13 protein-coding genes are annotated in these 16,239 nt (G+C 59.4%); 10 read left to right on the forward strand and 3 right to left on the reverse strand.

Annotated features, from left to right (window positions below; translation table 11 throughout):
* Window positions 1-98: 98 nt before the first annotated feature.
* The 8 genes from AC3RLQ_RS22250 (at window position 99) to AC3RLQ_RS22285 (ending at window position 10,100) form a co-directional block, all read left to right on the forward strand.
* A complete protein-coding gene (locus AC3RLQ_RS22250; RefSeq protein ID WP_493030848.1) occupies window positions 99-1,397 on the forward strand; it encodes an ABC transporter permease subunit in 1,299 nt (432 codons plus the stop codon).
* Window positions 1,397-2,917 (forward strand): ABC transporter permease subunit, encoded by a 1,521-nt coding sequence (locus tag AC3RLQ_RS22255; RefSeq protein WP_493030850.1) that lies wholly within the window; start codon window positions 1,397-1,399, stop codon window positions 2,915-2,917. Before AC3RLQ_RS22250 ends, AC3RLQ_RS22255 begins: the two co-directional genes overlap by 1 nt.
* Window positions 2,914-4,974 carry an ABC transporter substrate-binding protein gene (locus tag AC3RLQ_RS22260; protein ID WP_493030852.1) on the forward strand — a complete coding sequence of 687 codons (2,061 nt, stop codon included), beginning with the start codon at window positions 2,914-2,916 and terminating at the stop codon, window positions 4,972-4,974. Before AC3RLQ_RS22255 ends, AC3RLQ_RS22260 begins: the two co-directional genes overlap by 4 nt.
* On the forward strand, window positions 4,974-5,969 hold the full coding sequence (locus tag AC3RLQ_RS22265) for an ABC transporter ATP-binding protein (protein ID WP_422315782.1): 996 nt from the start codon (window positions 4,974-4,976) through the stop codon (window positions 5,967-5,969). Before AC3RLQ_RS22260 ends, AC3RLQ_RS22265 begins: the two co-directional genes overlap by 1 nt.
* A complete protein-coding gene (locus AC3RLQ_RS22270) occupies window positions 5,966-6,934 on the forward strand; it encodes an ABC transporter ATP-binding protein (RefSeq protein WP_493030853.1) in 969 nt (322 codons plus the stop codon). The genes AC3RLQ_RS22265 and AC3RLQ_RS22270 overlap by 4 nt, the downstream gene beginning before the upstream one ends.
* 75 nt (window positions 6,935-7,009) lie before the next feature.
* Window positions 7,010-8,314: a cytochrome ubiquinol oxidase subunit I gene (locus AC3RLQ_RS22275; RefSeq protein WP_493030854.1), complete on the forward strand. Its 1,305-nt coding sequence runs from the start codon at window positions 7,010-7,012 to the stop codon at window positions 8,312-8,314.
* Between the two features lie 9 nt (window positions 8,315-8,323).
* Window positions 8,324-9,343 (forward strand): cytochrome d ubiquinol oxidase subunit II, encoded by a 1,020-nt coding sequence (locus tag AC3RLQ_RS22280; protein WP_493030856.1) that lies wholly within the window; start codon window positions 8,324-8,326, stop codon window positions 9,341-9,343.
* The gene (locus tag AC3RLQ_RS22285; RefSeq protein ID WP_493030857.1) at window positions 9,333-10,100 is read left to right on the forward strand and encodes a glucose 1-dehydrogenase; all 768 of its coding nucleotides are present in this window, start codon (window positions 9,333-9,335) and stop codon (window positions 10,098-10,100) included. Before AC3RLQ_RS22280 ends, AC3RLQ_RS22285 begins: the two co-directional genes overlap by 11 nt.
* A gap of 13 nt (window positions 10,101-10,113) precedes the next feature.
* Here AC3RLQ_RS22285 and AC3RLQ_RS22290 read toward each other — a convergent pair whose 3' ends face one another.
* Window positions 10,114-11,682 (reverse strand): solute symporter family protein, encoded by a 1,569-nt coding sequence (locus AC3RLQ_RS22290; RefSeq protein ID WP_493030858.1) that lies wholly within the window; start codon window positions 11,680-11,682, stop codon window positions 10,114-10,116.
* A gap of 51 nt (window positions 11,683-11,733) precedes the next feature.
* Window positions 11,734-12,042 (reverse strand): DUF485 domain-containing protein, encoded by a 309-nt coding sequence (locus tag AC3RLQ_RS22295; protein WP_493030859.1) that lies wholly within the window; start codon window positions 12,040-12,042, stop codon window positions 11,734-11,736.
* A gap of 134 nt (window positions 12,043-12,176) precedes the next feature.
* Between AC3RLQ_RS22295 and AC3RLQ_RS22300 the strand changes: the two genes are divergently transcribed.
* Both AC3RLQ_RS22300 and AC3RLQ_RS22305 read left to right on the forward strand, forming a co-directional pair.
* Complete coding sequence (locus tag AC3RLQ_RS22300; RefSeq protein WP_493030862.1) at window positions 12,177-12,734, forward strand: hypothetical protein; 558 nt, start codon at window positions 12,177-12,179, stop codon at window positions 12,732-12,734.
* 86 nt (window positions 12,735-12,820) lie between these two features.
* The gene (locus tag AC3RLQ_RS22305; RefSeq protein WP_493030863.1) at window positions 12,821-14,611 is read left to right on the forward strand and encodes an SLC13 family permease; all 1,791 of its coding nucleotides are present in this window, start codon (window positions 12,821-12,823) and stop codon (window positions 14,609-14,611) included.
* A 7-nt stretch (window positions 14,612-14,618) separates the two neighbouring features.
* Here AC3RLQ_RS22305 and AC3RLQ_RS22310 read toward each other — a convergent pair whose 3' ends face one another.
* A complete protein-coding gene (locus tag AC3RLQ_RS22310) occupies window positions 14,619-16,055 on the reverse strand; it encodes an aldehyde dehydrogenase family protein (protein WP_493030864.1) in 1,437 nt (478 codons plus the stop codon).
* Between the last annotated feature and the right edge of the window lie 184 nt (window positions 16,056-16,239).

The following is a 16,239-nucleotide window of genomic DNA, read 5'->3' on the forward strand; positions in this document are numbered from 1 at the left end:
CGGTGCTTTTGCCATGAGGCATGACGATTCGTTCAAATCACACACAAATCCTTGTGCCCAGCGGCGTATTATCGGAGATTTCCTTTTTGCCGACCTGAATGACAGCCTACCTGATTCGACGCCTATTGCTCATCCCGCCGACGCTCATCGGCATGACGTTGGTGGTGTTTTTGATCATTCGTTTCACTCCCGGCGGCCCGATGGAGCAAGCACTGCTGGAAGCACGCATGAAAAGCGACGGGCAGCGCGGTGGCACAAACCGTCAGCAATCCAGCGGCCTGACCCCTGCACAGCTGCTGAAACTGCAGGAGCAGTACGGCCATGATAAACCCTTCCTGATCGCCTATGCCTCATGGCTGGGAGCCTGGCCGAAAGAGACGAATCGTTCCCGCGCCGAATACGCCGATGGTAAAACGGAAACCGAAGTCAAAATCCCCGGCACTGCGAGCCTGGTGGTGGTGAAGCGAACAGCCCAGAACACCGCAGAGATCATGCCGAGCAAGGAAGTGGACTCCTCCTCATGGAGAGCCCGCATCATCACACCTGAGCAGCAAAAAATCGAATGGGAGAAGGTGAATCCGGGCCAGAAGCTCGACAAACCGCAGCCCTACGTGGCGCTTATTTATCAGCCCAAATTTGCCGGAGTGCTGGAGGGAAATCTCGGCGACTCCACACGCTACAGCGAACCGGTGTGGACGATGATGAAGCGACGGTTTCCGATTTCGCTGTTCTACGGCATCACCTCCATTCTGCTGACCTATCTGGTGTGTGTGCCGCTGGGTGTCTTGAAGGCCATCAAGCATCGTACGCCCACAGACACCGCCACCTCGGTGCTGATCTTCTTTGGCTATGCGATTCCTGAATTCGTGCTCGGCGTGTTTTTGATGGTGATCTTTGCCGCACGGCTGCGCTGGTTTCCGCTGGAAGGCTTCGTGAGCATCAACTTCGCGGAACTCAGCTTCTTCGGCAAAATCTACGATCTGCTCCATCACGCCTTCCTGCCGTTGTGCTGCTACATGGTCGGCAGCTTCGCGGGACTGACGATGCTGGTGAAAAACAACCTGCTCGACCAGCTTGCCAGCGATTACGTGCGGACTGCGGTGGCCAAGGGCGTGGAGTTCAAACGCGCCGTCATCGGTCATGCCCTGCGCAATTCCTTCATCCCTGTGGCCGCCACGATGGGGCAGGCGCTCACGGTGCTCGTGGCCGGCAGCTTCCTCGTCGAGCGCATTTTCGACATCGACGGCTTCGGTCTCATGGGCTTCAACGCCCTGCTGGAAAAGGATTATCCCATCGTCATGGCCACCGTCACCGTGAGTGGACTGCTTCTCATGCTCGGCAACCTGCTTTCCGACATGATCACCGCACGACTGGATCCCCGCATTCGATTTGAGTGATGAACCGCAAACTCTCCATCGCAGCCATCACCCTCGGTGCTCTCGCCATTCTCGGCGAGCTGTGCGGCATCTTGATTCCCACCGTTTCCTGGTTCTTCGACAATGGCCCCAAATTTGGCTGGGTCAGCTCGGTGCTGCTGATCGTCGGCGGCATTCTCGGTCTGCGGTTCCTGCCGCGTGAGATCCGCTGGACGCCGGTGACCTTGCAGCGTTTCCGCCGTTTCCGCAGCATTGGCCGCGGCTGGTGGTCGTTCCGCATTCTGCTGGTGCTGATCGCACTGGCGATGCTGGATCAGGCTCTCGTGGGCAAGCGTGCGCTGCTGGTGCGGTGTGATGGCAAAACGTATTTCCCTGCGTTCTCCCAGAAGCGTTATCAAGCGCAGGACTTTGGCCTCGCGGGAGAGCAGGAGGCGAACTACCGCGAACTGAAGGAGCGCCTGAACAAGGAGAAGCGCGGCTTCGTATGGATGCCGCTGGTGCCATGGGACCCGGTGCTGGACACCGACTCGCTGCAATCGATCACCCTGGAGCAGCGTGGTGGCGTATGGTTCAAGCCGGGCGATGCCGAACCCTATTCGGGACGCGCGCAGCAGTTCTATGCGGATGTGCCGACGCAAAAGCACACGGACACACGTTTCCGTAAAGGCCTGCCGGATGGAGAGTCGCTGGGCTACTCGCGCACTGGCGCGCTGGCGCTTTCCTCCTACTACAAGGCCGGGGTGAAAGACCGTGAAAAATGGACCGGCGAGATGCCGCAGGACGAGTTCGAGAAAGCAGCGGTCACCTCCTATCAAATGATCGTCTATCCGGCGATCCCACCGTTGTGGAAAGCGGGACACTACTTGGGTACCGACAGCCGCGGCTGGGATGTGCTGGCGCAGATTTATGGCGGATGGCAGCTCAACCTGAAGGCGATTTTGCTGTTTATTCTTTTCACCTACGGTGTTGGCATCATCATCGGTTTGCTGATGGGTTTTCTCGGCGGCTTTTTTGACATCGCCATGCAGCGTTTCATCGAGATTCTCGATGAGCTGCCCTTCCTCTACATCGTGATGATCCTGATCAGCATCATCGGCGTGGCCAATATGAACCTGCTGATTCTCCTCGGTGTGATCTGCTTCTTCTCCTGGACGAGCCTGACCTACTCGCTGCGTGCGCTGGCTTACAAGGAAAAGGAGCGTGACTACATCGCCGCCGCCCGCCTGCAGGGCGCGAGCACCTGGCGCATCCTCACGCGCTACCTGCTGCCGAACATGCTCGCCACCATCGTGACGAAAATTCCGTTCAGCGTCGCCGCCATCATTTCATCCATCACTGCGCTGGCGTTCCTCGGCTTTGGCCTGCCGGAAACCTATCCGCAGTGGGGCTGGCTGTTTGACGATGGCACCAGCCACCTTTCCGCCGTGTGGATCTCCATCTCGATGTTCAGCGTGATGGTCTTCATCCTCCTGCTCGTCACATTTGTCGGTGAAGCGCTGCGTGAGGCGTTCGATCCGAAGAAGTTCACCACCTATCAATGAAGCTCGCCGTTCCCCGTTTGCTGTTGGCTTTTACCACCGCCGCCATCTTTGGCGGTGCGCTGCATGCCGCAGATTTCCCGCCTTATGACGGCACCAAGGAGCGCGAGGCCTTTTGGAGCTTCTACAACAAGAAGGTGCTCGCAGGACTGCAGGGCCAGGAGAAGGAACTGCCCGAATTGATCTCGAAGGAAACTGATGCGGCGAAGAAAGCGGAGCTGGAGGCCCAGCTCACCGCGACACGCGAACGTCTGAAGAAGCCGGAGTACTTCACCTTTGCCAAACCGGAGGCTGTGCCGGCGGATTTGAAATGGGAGAACGGCATGGATGAGCCGGAGATCGGCGACTCCCATGCCAAGAAAGGCGGCACGATGCGCCAGTATGTTCTCTCTTTCCCACCGACGCTCCGCGTCCTCGGCGAGAACAGCAACAGCTCCTTCCGCGGTTATCAATACGACGATGTGGAGATGGCGTTGATCAGCCTGCATCCGGAAACCGGGCGCGTGATTCCTGCGATAGCGAAAGAGTGGGCCGTGGCCCCGGATAATCGCACAGTGTATTTCCGCATCGACCCGGATGCGACCTTCTCCGACGGGACGCCGATCGAGGCGGACGACTTCTTCAACCAGTTCTACATGCAGCTCAGCGAGTACCCGAAGAACCCCTTCGGCAATCAGTGGTATGGAGAGAATTACGCGAACATCACGCGCTACGATGCGCGCACGCTGTCCATCTCGCTCACGGAGCCCAAGCCGCTTGCGGCTTATTATGTGAACACCTCTCCCATGTCCCGCCGCTTCTACAGCGAGTTCGGACCGGATTTTGAGCAGCGCTACCAATGGCGCTGCAGGCCGACCTCCGGCCCCTATGTGATCCGTGAGGAGGACATCCATTTCGGTCGCGACATCGCTCTCACCCGCGTGAAAAACTGGTGGGCGCGGGACAAAAAATTCTCCCGCTATCGCTTCAATGTCGATCACATCGTTTATCGCGTCGTGCGTTTGCAGGAGAAGGTGATGGAGCTCTTCCGACAGGGCGAACTGGATGTCGAAGAACTCATGATGGGCATCCCGGAATACTGGTACGAGAAGCTGGAAATTCCTGAGGTACACAAGGGCTACATCCACAAGGCGAAGTTTTACAACGTCTGGCCGGGGTCTCACGCCGGCCTGTGGCTGAACTGTGCGGTGGCCCCGCTGAACAACAAGGAGGTGCGCCTGGGCCTGAGCTACGCCACGAACTACCAGAAGGTGATCGACTTTGATCTGCGCGGTGACTTCCAGCGGCTCAACTGCTTCAGCAAAGGCTTCCCTCTCATTGGTGATCCGCCCATCACCGCAAGGCCCTTTGATGTGCAGCTGGCGCGCGAGCATTTCGCCAAAGCCGGATACACCAAGCTCGGCAATGACGGCGTGCTGGTGAATGACAAAGGCGAGCGCCTGTCTGTGACCATCCTGCATCGCAAGGTGGAGATCATTCAAAAGGTCATGCAGCGGCTGAAAGAGGAGGCGATCAAAGCCGGCGTGGAATACAAGCTCGAGGGACTCGAAAGCACGTCCTACTTCCAGAAGGCCACGCAGAAGAAGCACCAGATCGCGTCCGTGGCGTTCAGCGTCACGCCGCCGATTCCTGATCACTACCAGGCCTGGCACTCCAAGGATGCGTTCATGGAAGACGGCAAAACGCCGAAACCGAACACCAACAACCTTTGCAGCTTCGCCGATCCGCGCATGGACAAATTCTGCGAGGACGAACGCCACGCAACGACGATCGAGGAGATCCGCAAAGCCTCCTGGGGCGCGGACCAGATCATCTACGACGAGGCCGCATGGATTCCCGCCTACGAGCAGAACTACTACCGCTGCGCCTACTGGCGCTGGGTGAAGTGGCCGGAAAAAACCTTCAATGTCGCTGTCAGCGAACTGCCGATGTCCAACCACGTGCACTGGATCGACGAAGATGTGAAACGCGAAACCGAGGCTGCAATGCGCGCCGGCAAAACCTTCCCCGAAACCGATCAGGTCTTCGATCACAATCTCAAAGCAGGAGGAACCAAGTAATGCCCACACCTCTGCTCGAAGTCCGCAATTTGCGTGTCGGTTTCCAGACAGACGAAGGTTTGCTCACCGCCGTGGATGGCGTCGATTTTATCCTCGAAGCCGGCAAGACGCTCGGAGTCGTCGGTGAAAGCGGCTGCGGCAAAAGCGTGACGGCCATGAGCCTGATGCGCCTGCTGCCACAGCCTGCAGGGCGCATTCTCAGCGGCGAAGTGCTGCTCGAAGGCCGCGATCTCACGAAGCTGCCGATCGACGCCATGCGGAAGATTCGCGGCAATGACATCGCGATGATCTTTCAGGAGCCGATGACGGCGCTGAATCCTGTGCAGCCTGTCGGCATGCAGATCATCGAAGCGATTCAGCTGCATGAGCCCACCACTCCCGCCAAGGCGCTCAGGCGCGCTGTTGAACTCATGGAATGGGTCGGCATCCCTGCGCCCGAACAGCGCGTGAACGAATACCCGCACCAACTCAGCGGCGGCATGCGCCAGCGTGTGATGATCGCCATGGCTCTCTCTTGTCATCCGAAGGTCCTCATTGCCGACGAGCCGACCACGGCGCTGGATGTCACCGTTCAGGCGCAGATCCTGGACCTTCTGAAGCGACTTCAAAACGAAACGGGCATGGCGGTCATTTTGATCACTCATGACCTCGGCGTGATCGCTGAAACCTGCGATGACGTCGCCGTCATGTATGCGGGTCGCATCGTCGAACGCGGGCCCGTGTATCCGATTTTCGCCAAACCACAGCACCCTTACACGCAGGGTCTCATCCGCTGCCTGCCGAAGCTGGATCATCCGCCCAAGACGACGCTGCCTGTCATCCCAGGCATGGTTCCCAGCCTCAGAGACATGCCTGCGGGCTGCCGCTTTGCCTCGCGGTGCCCGAATCCGCACAGCACCGATGTTTTAAACACCCGCCAGCCCTGGAAAGAATGCGGCAGCGGTCATGGTGTGGAAGCCTGCGCGTGCTTTGCCTCTCAAATCTCCGCGTCATGAGCCTCCTCTCCGTTCAAAATCTCAAGATGCACTTCCCGGTGCGCGGCGGTGTGTTTTATACCACCCAGGCTGTGTGCAAGGCCGTGGATGGCGTGAGCTTCGAGCTGAAAGCGGGCGAAACGCTGGGCCTCGTGGGTGAAAGCGGCTGTGGTAAGTCCACGGTGGCCCGCTCCGTGGTGCGACTGCTCAAGCCCACGTCCGGCAATGTGATCTTCGAAGGCAACGACATCTCGACTCAGCCGCAAAGCGCACTGCGCACGATGCGCCGTGAAATGCAGATGATCTTCCAGGATCCTGCCGAGTCGCTCAATCCACGGCATACCATCGGGCAGATCTTGGAGGAACCCTTCATCATTCAGAAGATGGGGACTCGCGCGGAGCGGGCTGAATGGTCCGTGGAACTGCTCAAGCGTGTCGGTTTGCCGGCGGATGCCATGCACCGCTATTCCTTTGAATTCAGCGGCGGTCAGCGGCAGCGCATTGGCATTGCGCGTGCCATCGCGCTGAATCCCAAGCTCATCGTTTGTGACGAGCCTGTCTCGGCGCTGGATGTTTCGGTGCAGAGCCAGGTGCTCAATCTCCTGCTCGATCTCCAGCGCGACATGGGGCTGAGCTACTTGTTCATCGCCCACGGGCTTAATGTGGTGAAACACATGAGCGACCGCGTGGCGGTGATGTACCTCGGCAAGATCGTCGAACTCGCGCCGGCCACCGAGCTCTATCAAAACCCACGCCACGCGTACACCAAGGCGCTGCTCGACGCGATCCCCATCGCTGATCCGACGCAGCGCCGTGCACGGCAGCTCCTGCGGGGCGATGTGCCTTCGCCGATCAATCCGCCCGCCGGCTGCGCCTTTGGCCACCGCATGAAGCATCCCAAATGGGAGCAGAGCGTGGGCATGGACCTCACACTCAAGGAAATCTCGCCGGGGCACTTCGTGCAGCCCTGTCCGTGCTGCACGTGATGGGCTGAGATAGCCAAGACCGCGATGGCGGTCATAGACGATCAAGGAGGATGGGCGGCTTCCTATGATCCAAGCATGAATGATCTCGATTTCGCGCGGTCGCAGATGGCGATGTCACTGGCCTTCCACATCGTCTTTGCGGCGATGGGCATTGGGATGCCGGTGCTGATGTGCGTGGCCGAAGCGCTGCATCTCCGCACCGGGCGGGCGGTGTATCTCGATCTCTGCAAACGCTGGGCACGAGGCATGGCGATCCTTTTTGCCGTGGGCGCGGTTTCCGGCACGGTGCTTTCCTTTGAACTGGGCCTGCTGTGGCCCGGATTCATGAAGGAAGCCGGCGGCATCATCGGCATGCCGTTTTCACTGGAGGGATTCGCCTTTTTTACCGAGGCCATTTTTCTGGGAGTGTATCTCTATGGCTGGGATCGCATCCCGCCCCTCATGCACTGGCTGTCGGGAGTGGTGCTGGCGCTGAGTGGCATTCTGTCCGGTGTCTTCGTCGTGACGGCCAATGCCTGGATGAATGCCCCTGCGGGATTCAAGCGAGTGGGGGGAAAGTTCACGGAGATCGATCCGATTGCCGCCATGCTCAATCCGGGCAGTCTCCACGAAGTGTTGCATATGACGCTGGCGGCATTTATCGCTCTGGGCTTCGCCGTGGCGGGCGTGCATGCTTTCTTTCTGCTGCGCGACCGTGGCAGCGAGTTTCACCGGGCTGCGTTGAAAATTGCCCTCATTCTGGGGTGTGTCAGCGCGCCGCTGCAAATCGTCAGCGGTGACTTCAGCGCGCGCAGCGTGGCGAAACTGCAGCCGGCCAAGCTTGCCGCGATGGAGGCGCACTATCACACGAAGAAGGGTGCGCCTTTATCCATCGGAGGCCTTCCCAATGATGAACGGAGGACGATCGAATACGCGCTGCAAATTCCGAAGGGGCTGAGCTTCCTCGCCACGCATGATCCGGAGGCGCGCATTGTGGGATTGGAGGAATTCCCCCGCGCTGACTGGCCCAATGTACGCATCGTGCACTGGGCGTTTGACCTGATGGTGGCATGCGGGCTGGCGCTGCTGGGGGTGACGCTATGGACGGGCTGGTGCGGGTGGCGGAAACACTCCCTGCCAGACAGCATCTGGCTGCTGCGGGCGGTGGTGTTTGCCAGTCCACTGGGTTTTGTGGCGCTGGAGGCCGGATGGGTGGTGACAGAGGTGGGCCGCCAGCCCTGGATCATCCAGGGCATCATGCGCACGGCGGAGGCCGTGACGCCGATGCACCACATCGTGGTACCCTTCATCACCTTCACGCTGCTGTATTTCTTTCTGACCGCCGTCGTCATCCTTTTGCTGCGGCGCCAGTTTCTTGCCGCTCCTGATTCTGCCATCTGACCTCCGGCCATGTATGAACTGACCATCGTCGTCTCAGTGCTGCTCTCGCTGATTCTCTACACCCTGACGGGCGGCGCGGACTTCGGCGGCGGGATGTGGGATCTGCTGGCAAGTGGACCGCGCAAGGAGCGGCAGCGCAAAGCCATCGCCGCAGCCCTCAGTCCTATCTGGGAGGCGAATCATGTGTGGCTCATTCTCGTCATCGTGGTGCTGTTCACCGCCTTTCCCGCAGCCTTCGCCGTGCTGATGACGGCGCTGCACATTCCCATCACCCTCATGCTGGTGGGCATCGTGCTGCGCGGTTCGGCTTTTATTTTCCGGAAGTACGACTCCCAGGGTGAAGGAGTGCGCCAGCGCTGGGGCATCCTGTTTGGTGCGGCGTGTTTCTTCACGCCGCTGACCCAGGGCATGGTCTTGGGCGCGCTGGCCACGGGACAGATTCGCTGCGTGGGCACGCAGGTGACCACGGGATTTTTTGCGGGATGGCTCACGCCATTCGCCTTGGCCTGCGGGCTTTTTGGAATCGTCCAGTGCGCCTTCCTCTCCGCCATCTATCTGACACTTTACACGCGGGCCGAGCCCGATTTGCAGCATGATTTCCGCCGCCGTGCGCTGGGCTCCGGACTGGCCTTGGTCCCGCTGGGGCTGGTCGTGTTTCTGACCTCCAAGGAGGGCGCACCCGAGTTGCTGCGGGCCATGAAGCAAGGATGGGCTCCGCTGTTGCTGGCAGGCGGCAGCCTCTGCGCCCTGGCCGCGCTGCTGGCGCTTTGGCAGCGGCGGTTCTTCCTCGCCCGCAGAGCTGCCGTTGGCCAGGTGGCGCTGCTTTTGACGAGCTGGGGCTGTGCGCAATACCCGCATGTGATCATCCCTGACGTCACCTTCCATCAAAGCGCCGCACCGGAGGCCACGCTGCGCCTGCTCACCTTCGCGCTGGGTGCGGGTGCCGTGCTGCTGTTCCCTGCGCTGCTCTTCCTATATCAACTCTTCAGCCGCCCTCAAACCAACCAGGACACCGACCATGAATCTTAAAGGCAAAGTCGCCATCGTCACCGGAGGCAACAGCGGCATCGGGCTCGCCATTGTTTTGGAATTCGCACGCCAGGGCGCGAACATCGTGATCGATTACATCGCGCATCCTGAAGCGACGGAGGAGCTGGAAACGCAGGTGCGTGCGCTGGGCAGCTGCGTCATCGCCGTGAAAGCGGATGTGAGCCAGATCGCCGATTTGCAGATGCTTTTCGCACAAGCTGTGGAGGCCTTTGGCCGCGTGGACATCATGGTCAACAACGCAGGCGTCGAAACGCGCACCTCCATTTTGGATACAACCGAAGCGCAGTATGACCGGGTGCTTGGCATCAATCTCAAGAGCGCGTTTTTCGGCACGCAGCTCGCGGCGCAGCAGATGATCAAGCAGGGCGGTGGCGGCCGCATCATCAACATCAGTTCCGTACACGAGGACTGGCCGATGCCCGGGAACACGCCCTACTGCCTCTCCAAAGGCGGCATGCGGATGCTGACACGCACGGCGGGCGTCGAGCTGGCGCCGCACAACATTCTTGTGGTGGGCGTCGGCCCGGGTGCCGTGTCGACACCGATCAACAGCGTCACCATGCACGATGAGGCGCTGTTGAAAAAATTGGACGCGGTCATTCCGCTCGGGCGCGTGGCGAAGCCGGAGGAGATTGCCCGCCTCGTCGCGTTCCTGGCCAGTGAGAGCGCGAGCTATCTGACTGCCACCACCGTTTTCGCCGATGGTGGCATCATGCAGAGCAGTCTGGGGCTTTGACCCCGGAACATCATCAATGCGAGGTCGCCTTCTCCGAGCCAAGGCCGGTGTGGGCGCGGACTTTGAGCTCAGCGAATTTGGCCTCCGCTTCGGGATCGCGTGCGCTCAAAAGAGTGCCCAGCCAGGCGGCGAGGAAGCCGATGGGAATGCTGACGATGCCAGGATTGCTAAGCGGGAAGGGGGCGGCCTTGCCGTAAATGCCGCTGGGGCTGAGCAGGATGAGAACGATGGAAACCACCAGACCAGTCGCCAGACCAGCGACGGCGCCGGTGGTGTTAAAGCGCTTCCAAAACACACTCAGCACGATGACGGGCAGATTCGCCGAGGCGGCGACAGAGAACGCAAGACCCACCAGGAAAGCAGCATTCACGGTTGGCCCCAAGTAGATGGCGAACCCGATGCTGGCTGCGCCCACACAGAAAGCCGTGATGCGGGCGACGCGGATTTCCTGGCCCGGGCGGTTCTCTTTGCCGTGATGAATGACGTTGGAATAGAAGTCATGTGCAAAGGAGGCGCTGGCGCTCATGGTCAGACCGGCGACAACTGCGAGGATGGTGGCGAAAGCGACGGCGCTGATGAAGGCGAAGAAGAACTCACCGCCCAGTACCTGGGCGAGGACCGGTGCGACCATGTTGACATCCAGCTTCCCATCCGTGGTGAGCTTGGCCTTTTCGATAATGGTCGCGGCGCCGAACCCAAAGAGGGTGGTCATGATGTAGAACAGACCGATGATGGCCATGGCCCACACCACGCTGGAGCGCGCCGTCTTGGCATCTGGCACGGTGTAAAAACGCACCAGGATGTGCGGCAGACCTGCGGTGCCGAGCACGAGGCCGAGGCAGAGCGAAATGAGGTCGATCGGTCCCCAGGGTCCGGCAACGGCGACGCCGAATTTGAGGCCTGGCTCCATAAGGTTTTTCGGCGCGGCGCTGCCGCCGTAGTCGGCGTGAGCGACGGCGTTGAAGAATTCGGTGAAGCTGAAGTGATGGAACTTCAACACCAGGTAGCTCAGCATCACCGCTCCGACCATGAGCAGGAGCGCCTTGATGATCTGCACCCAGGTGGTGGCCAGCATGCCGCCGAAGACGACATAGACGAGCATCAGCAGGCCCACGCCGATCACAGCCGGTTCGAAGCTGATGCCGATCAACTGCTTGATGATGGCACCTGCACCGACCATCTGAGCGATCATGTAAAAGGTGGAAACCACCAGCGTGCTGAGGGAGGCGAGCGCACGCACCGGGCGCGGCTTGAGGCGGTAGGCCAGCAGGTCCGCCATGGTGTATTTACCCGCATTGCGCAGAGGTTCGGCGACGATGAGCAGGACCGTGATGTAGGCGACGAGAAATCCCACGGAGTACATGAACCCGTCATAACCGGCGACGTAGATCATGCCGGAAATGCCCAGGAAGCTCGCAGCGCTCATGTAGTCACCGGCAACTGCCAGGCCGTTCTGCCAGCCGGTGATGCTGCGTCCGGCGGCGAAGTAGGCGCTGGCACCGGTGTTTTTCTTGGCCGCCCAGAAGGTGATGAGAAGCGTGAGGCCGACGAAGGCCAGGAACATGATCAGGGGAGTGTTCATCGAGAGGGAAAGAAGCAAAGAGGGAAGGAAGATGCAGCAGGAGAGCAGGGATCAATCGTGACCGTGGATCACAGCGGCAGCCGATTTGTCCCACTTGGCGGCGACGCGCACATAGAGAAATGCCAGTACCCAGGCCATGATGAACTGCGACAGGGCGAACACGTAGGCCACATTCACTTCACCCCAGACCTTCTGTTTCATCATCTCGGGGAAATAACCCACCAGCACCGGCAGCGCGATGTAATAGAGCATGCAGAAGATAAAAGCCGGAAGGATGAAGGCTTTCTTTTGCGCCAGCAGTGCACGGAATTCGGGCTTCGCCTCGAGGGCTTCCCAGTTCACAGGTGTTTTTTCGCTCATAGTGGGGCGGAGAGTATGGAGACAGACGCTGGATGGCAAGAGTGGAAAGCAGCGGAGATGAAAATGCCCCGGGTTTTCGGTTTCTGCCGACAGACCGTTGCTTGACTCTTTATCAAGCATCTTGAAATGGGCTGATGATTCCTCGGCAAAAATGCGCGCATTGCGGGAAACTCGCGGATTTTAAAGACGAGTTCTGCACCTCCTGCTGGAGTCATCGTACCAAGGGGAAGGTGCTGACTCCGGAGCAGATCACCACGTGCGAGGCGCAGTATGCCGCATTGAATGACAAGAAACGCTGGCAGGCTGAACTGGGGACATGGCAGAACCGGCTGCTGCTTCCGGCCATCTTGATGGTTCTCTGGAGCCTTTACGGGGTGTTTAGCCTGCTGCCCTTCTATTTAAAATTCGGTGTGGGCCAGCTTGAGCTCGCCATCAACGTGTTTTGCTCGGCGAGTTTTGCCGTTGGCGGTTATCTAGTCGGCGGAGCCAGGGCGCTCAAGGCCGCCTGCTGGTTGCTGATTCTCGCCAGCCTCGCCGCCACTTATCACAGTGGAGACTATTTGCTGGATGTGCTGCACGATGAGGCAGAAATCGACAAGGGGTTTCTTTACAGCTGCATTCGTCTGGTGTTCTGCGGTGCAATTCTGATCTCGTCCATCCAGATTCTGCGCCTCAAACGCCCTGCTGACTGATCTTTGGACGGCGTGGATGAAGGCGGATTGCCTCCACAAAAACGGCACGCAGCCATGGTTTGCACGGCTTGCTCCTTGAGCAGTGTATGTCCCTGCGCCACTGGTGCGGCCTAATGGAAGCATGGATCGTCATCGGGCTGCTCGTCGTGGCCGTCATCGCCTTTGCCACGGAGAAAATCTCCGTGGATCTCGTCACTTTGTCGATGCTGTGCGTGCTGGTCATGTGCGGCATTTTGAAGGCTGACCGCGCCTTTGCCGGCTTTGGAGATCGGGTGATCATCCTGCTGGCGGCGATTTTTGTGATTGGTGCCGCCCTGCGTGAGACCGGCGTGCTGGACATGATGGGCGGTGTGCTGGCGCAGACCTTCGGCACCCAGCCAAAGCGGCTCATGGGCTTCATGATGGCCGTGGTGGGCGGTGTGTCCGCCTTCATGAACAACACCACCGTCACCGCCGTGTTTGTGGGTCCGGTGATGGGCCTCGCGCGCAAGCTGCGCATCCCGCCCTCACGCCTCCTGATGCCGCTGGCTTTTGCCTCGCTGATGGGTGGAACGTGCACACTGATCGGCACTTCCACGAACGTCGCCGTGAGCGGCGCGATCAACAAGCTGGGTTTGGAGCCGCTGCGAATGTTTGAATTCACCGGCATCGGCCTCGTGCTGATGCTGACCGGCATTGTTTACATGGTCTTCATTGGCACCCGCCTGGTGCCTGAACGCGACAAGGCTGCGACTGTCTCCGGTGATGCCATGCGAGACTACCTGGCCGAGGTCATGGTGCTGCCCGGTTCGCCTCTCATCGGCCAGGCAGCCTTCGATTCGGATTTCTCCGCCATGGACTTTCAAGTCATGAAGATCCGCCGGGCCGACCAGCCTCTGGATGCGGGACCCAACCTCCGCTTTGAAGAAGGCGATGTCGTTCTCGTGGCCGGCAAGGTGGAAAATCTGATCCGGGTGAAAAAGATCGAAGGCCTGGACATTCTCGAAGACGTCACGCTGCGCAGCTCCGGCGTGGACATGCGCGATGCGCAGATCGCGGAAGTCGTGCTCACACCGCGCTCCGGCTTTGTCGGCCGTTCCTTGCGTGACAACAATTTCCGCCAGCGCACCGGTCTTTCGGTGCTGGCCCTGATGCGTGGTGATCGTGCGCTGATGCATCACATGGCGGATGAGAAACTGCGGGCTGGCGATGTGCTGCTGCTGCAGGGGCCGGGAGACCGCTTCCGCTCCTTTGAAGAGGGCAATGACATGATTGTCATCACGCAGCATCAGTTCAGCTCAGAGATGCGCCAGCGCGGCCTCAGGCTGCTGGCGGCGTTTGTCCTGGCTGTGATCGTGAGCAGCATCGGCTGGGTGCCTGACACCATCGCCTTCGTGATTGTCGCCATCATGGCCGTTCTTTCCCGCTGCATCAAACTGGAGAACGCCTACGCCAACATCGACTGGCGTCTGCTCATCCTGATCGGCGGCATGATGGCCTTTGGTGAGGCGATGCAGGTTTCTGGCGCCTCCAGCATGATCGCCAATTTCATCACCGGCTGGCTGCAGCCCTGGGGAGTCTTTGCGGTTTTCGCCGGATTCTGCCTGCTGACGATCCTGCTCACCCAGCCGATGTCCAACGCAGCTGCGGCACTCGTCGTGCTGCCGGTGGCATTGCAGGCCGCTGCCAGCATGGGTGCCAGTCAGCGCGCCTTCGCCATCGGCGTCATGCTCAGCGCCTCCGCCTCCATGCTCACGCCGTTTGAGCCCAGTTGCATCCTCGTCTATGGCCCGGGGAAATATCGCTTCGCAGACTTCATTAAAGTGGGTGGTGGTCTGACCCTCGTGATGCTGATCGTCATCCTGGCCATGGTGCCGGTGTTCTGGCCGCTGAAGTAGCCCGTTCTTACTGGCCGCCAGGGCCAAGCCCCGTCTTCTGTTTCAGGATCATTTTTTCGATGGCTTTCATCTTCGAATAAGGTGGATGAGGCAGAGGCACCAGGGACGCGATGAATCCACCCTGATGCACCACAGCGCGTTCGTGCGAGAACGTGAGAAAGCTGTGATGACCGTGATAGCTTCCCTGGCCGCTCTGGCCTGCGCCACCGAAGGGCAGATGTGAGTTTACAATGTGCAGCAAGGTGTTGTTGATGACCGTGCCGCCGGCGCTGGTTTCACAGAGCATGCGTTGAATGAAAGCCTCATTTCGACCAAAAGCGTACAAGGCCAGCGGTTTGCCGCCGGACTGGATGAAGGCGAGCACTTCATTGAGCGAATCATAGGCGAGCACTGGCAGCAGCGGACCAAAGATTTCCTCCTGCATGATGGGCATGGACGTGGTGACACCGCTCAGCACCGTGGGTGACACATAGCGTGAGGCTTCGTCCGTTTCACCGCCGATGACAGCCTGCGCCCCGGCTGCAATGGAAGCATCAAGCAAATGCTTCATGCGCTGCCAGCCGCGTGCATCCACCACGCGTGCAAAGTCAGGCGAGATCCGGCGCTCCTCTGGCGCATCGCCATAAAACTCACGTATTCGTGCGCTGATTGCCGATATGAACTCCTCAAGCAGGGCACGTGGCACCCAGACATGATCAGGAGAGATGCAGGTCTGGCCGGCATTGAGGAATTTGCCAAACGCGATGGCAAGGGCTGCTTTGGGAAGGTCGCAACTCGCATCCAATACCGCAGGTGATTTGCCACCGAGTTCCAGTGTGACGGTTGCCAAATGTTGCGCAGCTTTCGCCATGACCTTTTTGCCGACTGCCGGGCTGCCGGTGAAAAACACATGGTCAAAAGAACATTCCATCAAGGCTTCCGCTGCTGGCACACCACCCGTGAATGCAGCGACCTCATTGGAAGGGAAGGTCTCATTGATGAGTTGTGTCAGAACCGCTTCCGTATGGGGTGTGCGGTCTGAGGCTGACATCATCACCACATTGCCTGCAGCAATGGCACCCACGAGGGGCAGCAGAAACAAATGCACGGGATAATTCCATGGCGCTAAAATGAGCACCTGACCTTTGGCTTCATAACGCACCTCACTGCGCGACCCGAGCGTGAAGAGATGAGCGGCCACGCGTCTGGGCTTCATCCAGCGTTTCAGTCGAGCACAGACAAACGCGATCTCCTCCGTCACGGGAGCGATTTCGGAAATCGCCACTTCTGCCTGGCACTTGCCGAAGTCATTCTGCATCGCTGCGACAATCTCATGCCGTCGTGCGAGCAAGGCGTCTCTGAGCCGTTTGAGCTTGGTGATACGCTGCTCCGCTGTGCTCTGAGCGATGTGCCAGCGATTTTGACGCTGGGCCTCAAATACTTTCTGGATGTTTGAAGGGTCCATAAGGCTTGAAGAGGCCTCAAAAGCTGAGTTGTTCCCAGCTCTTATGATTGGGGTTAGCTAGTTTGTTAAATTACTCATATCCGTAAGTACTGCGAACAAGCCCAACAAGTGGGTTCCGCTTTGGAAACACAAGGGTTCCACGGGCAGACGAGCTGTGAACGGATCCGGCAGGAAATGTGAGCGA

This window comes from Prosthecobacter sp. GW821-HT29F12 (assembly GCF_058803405.1).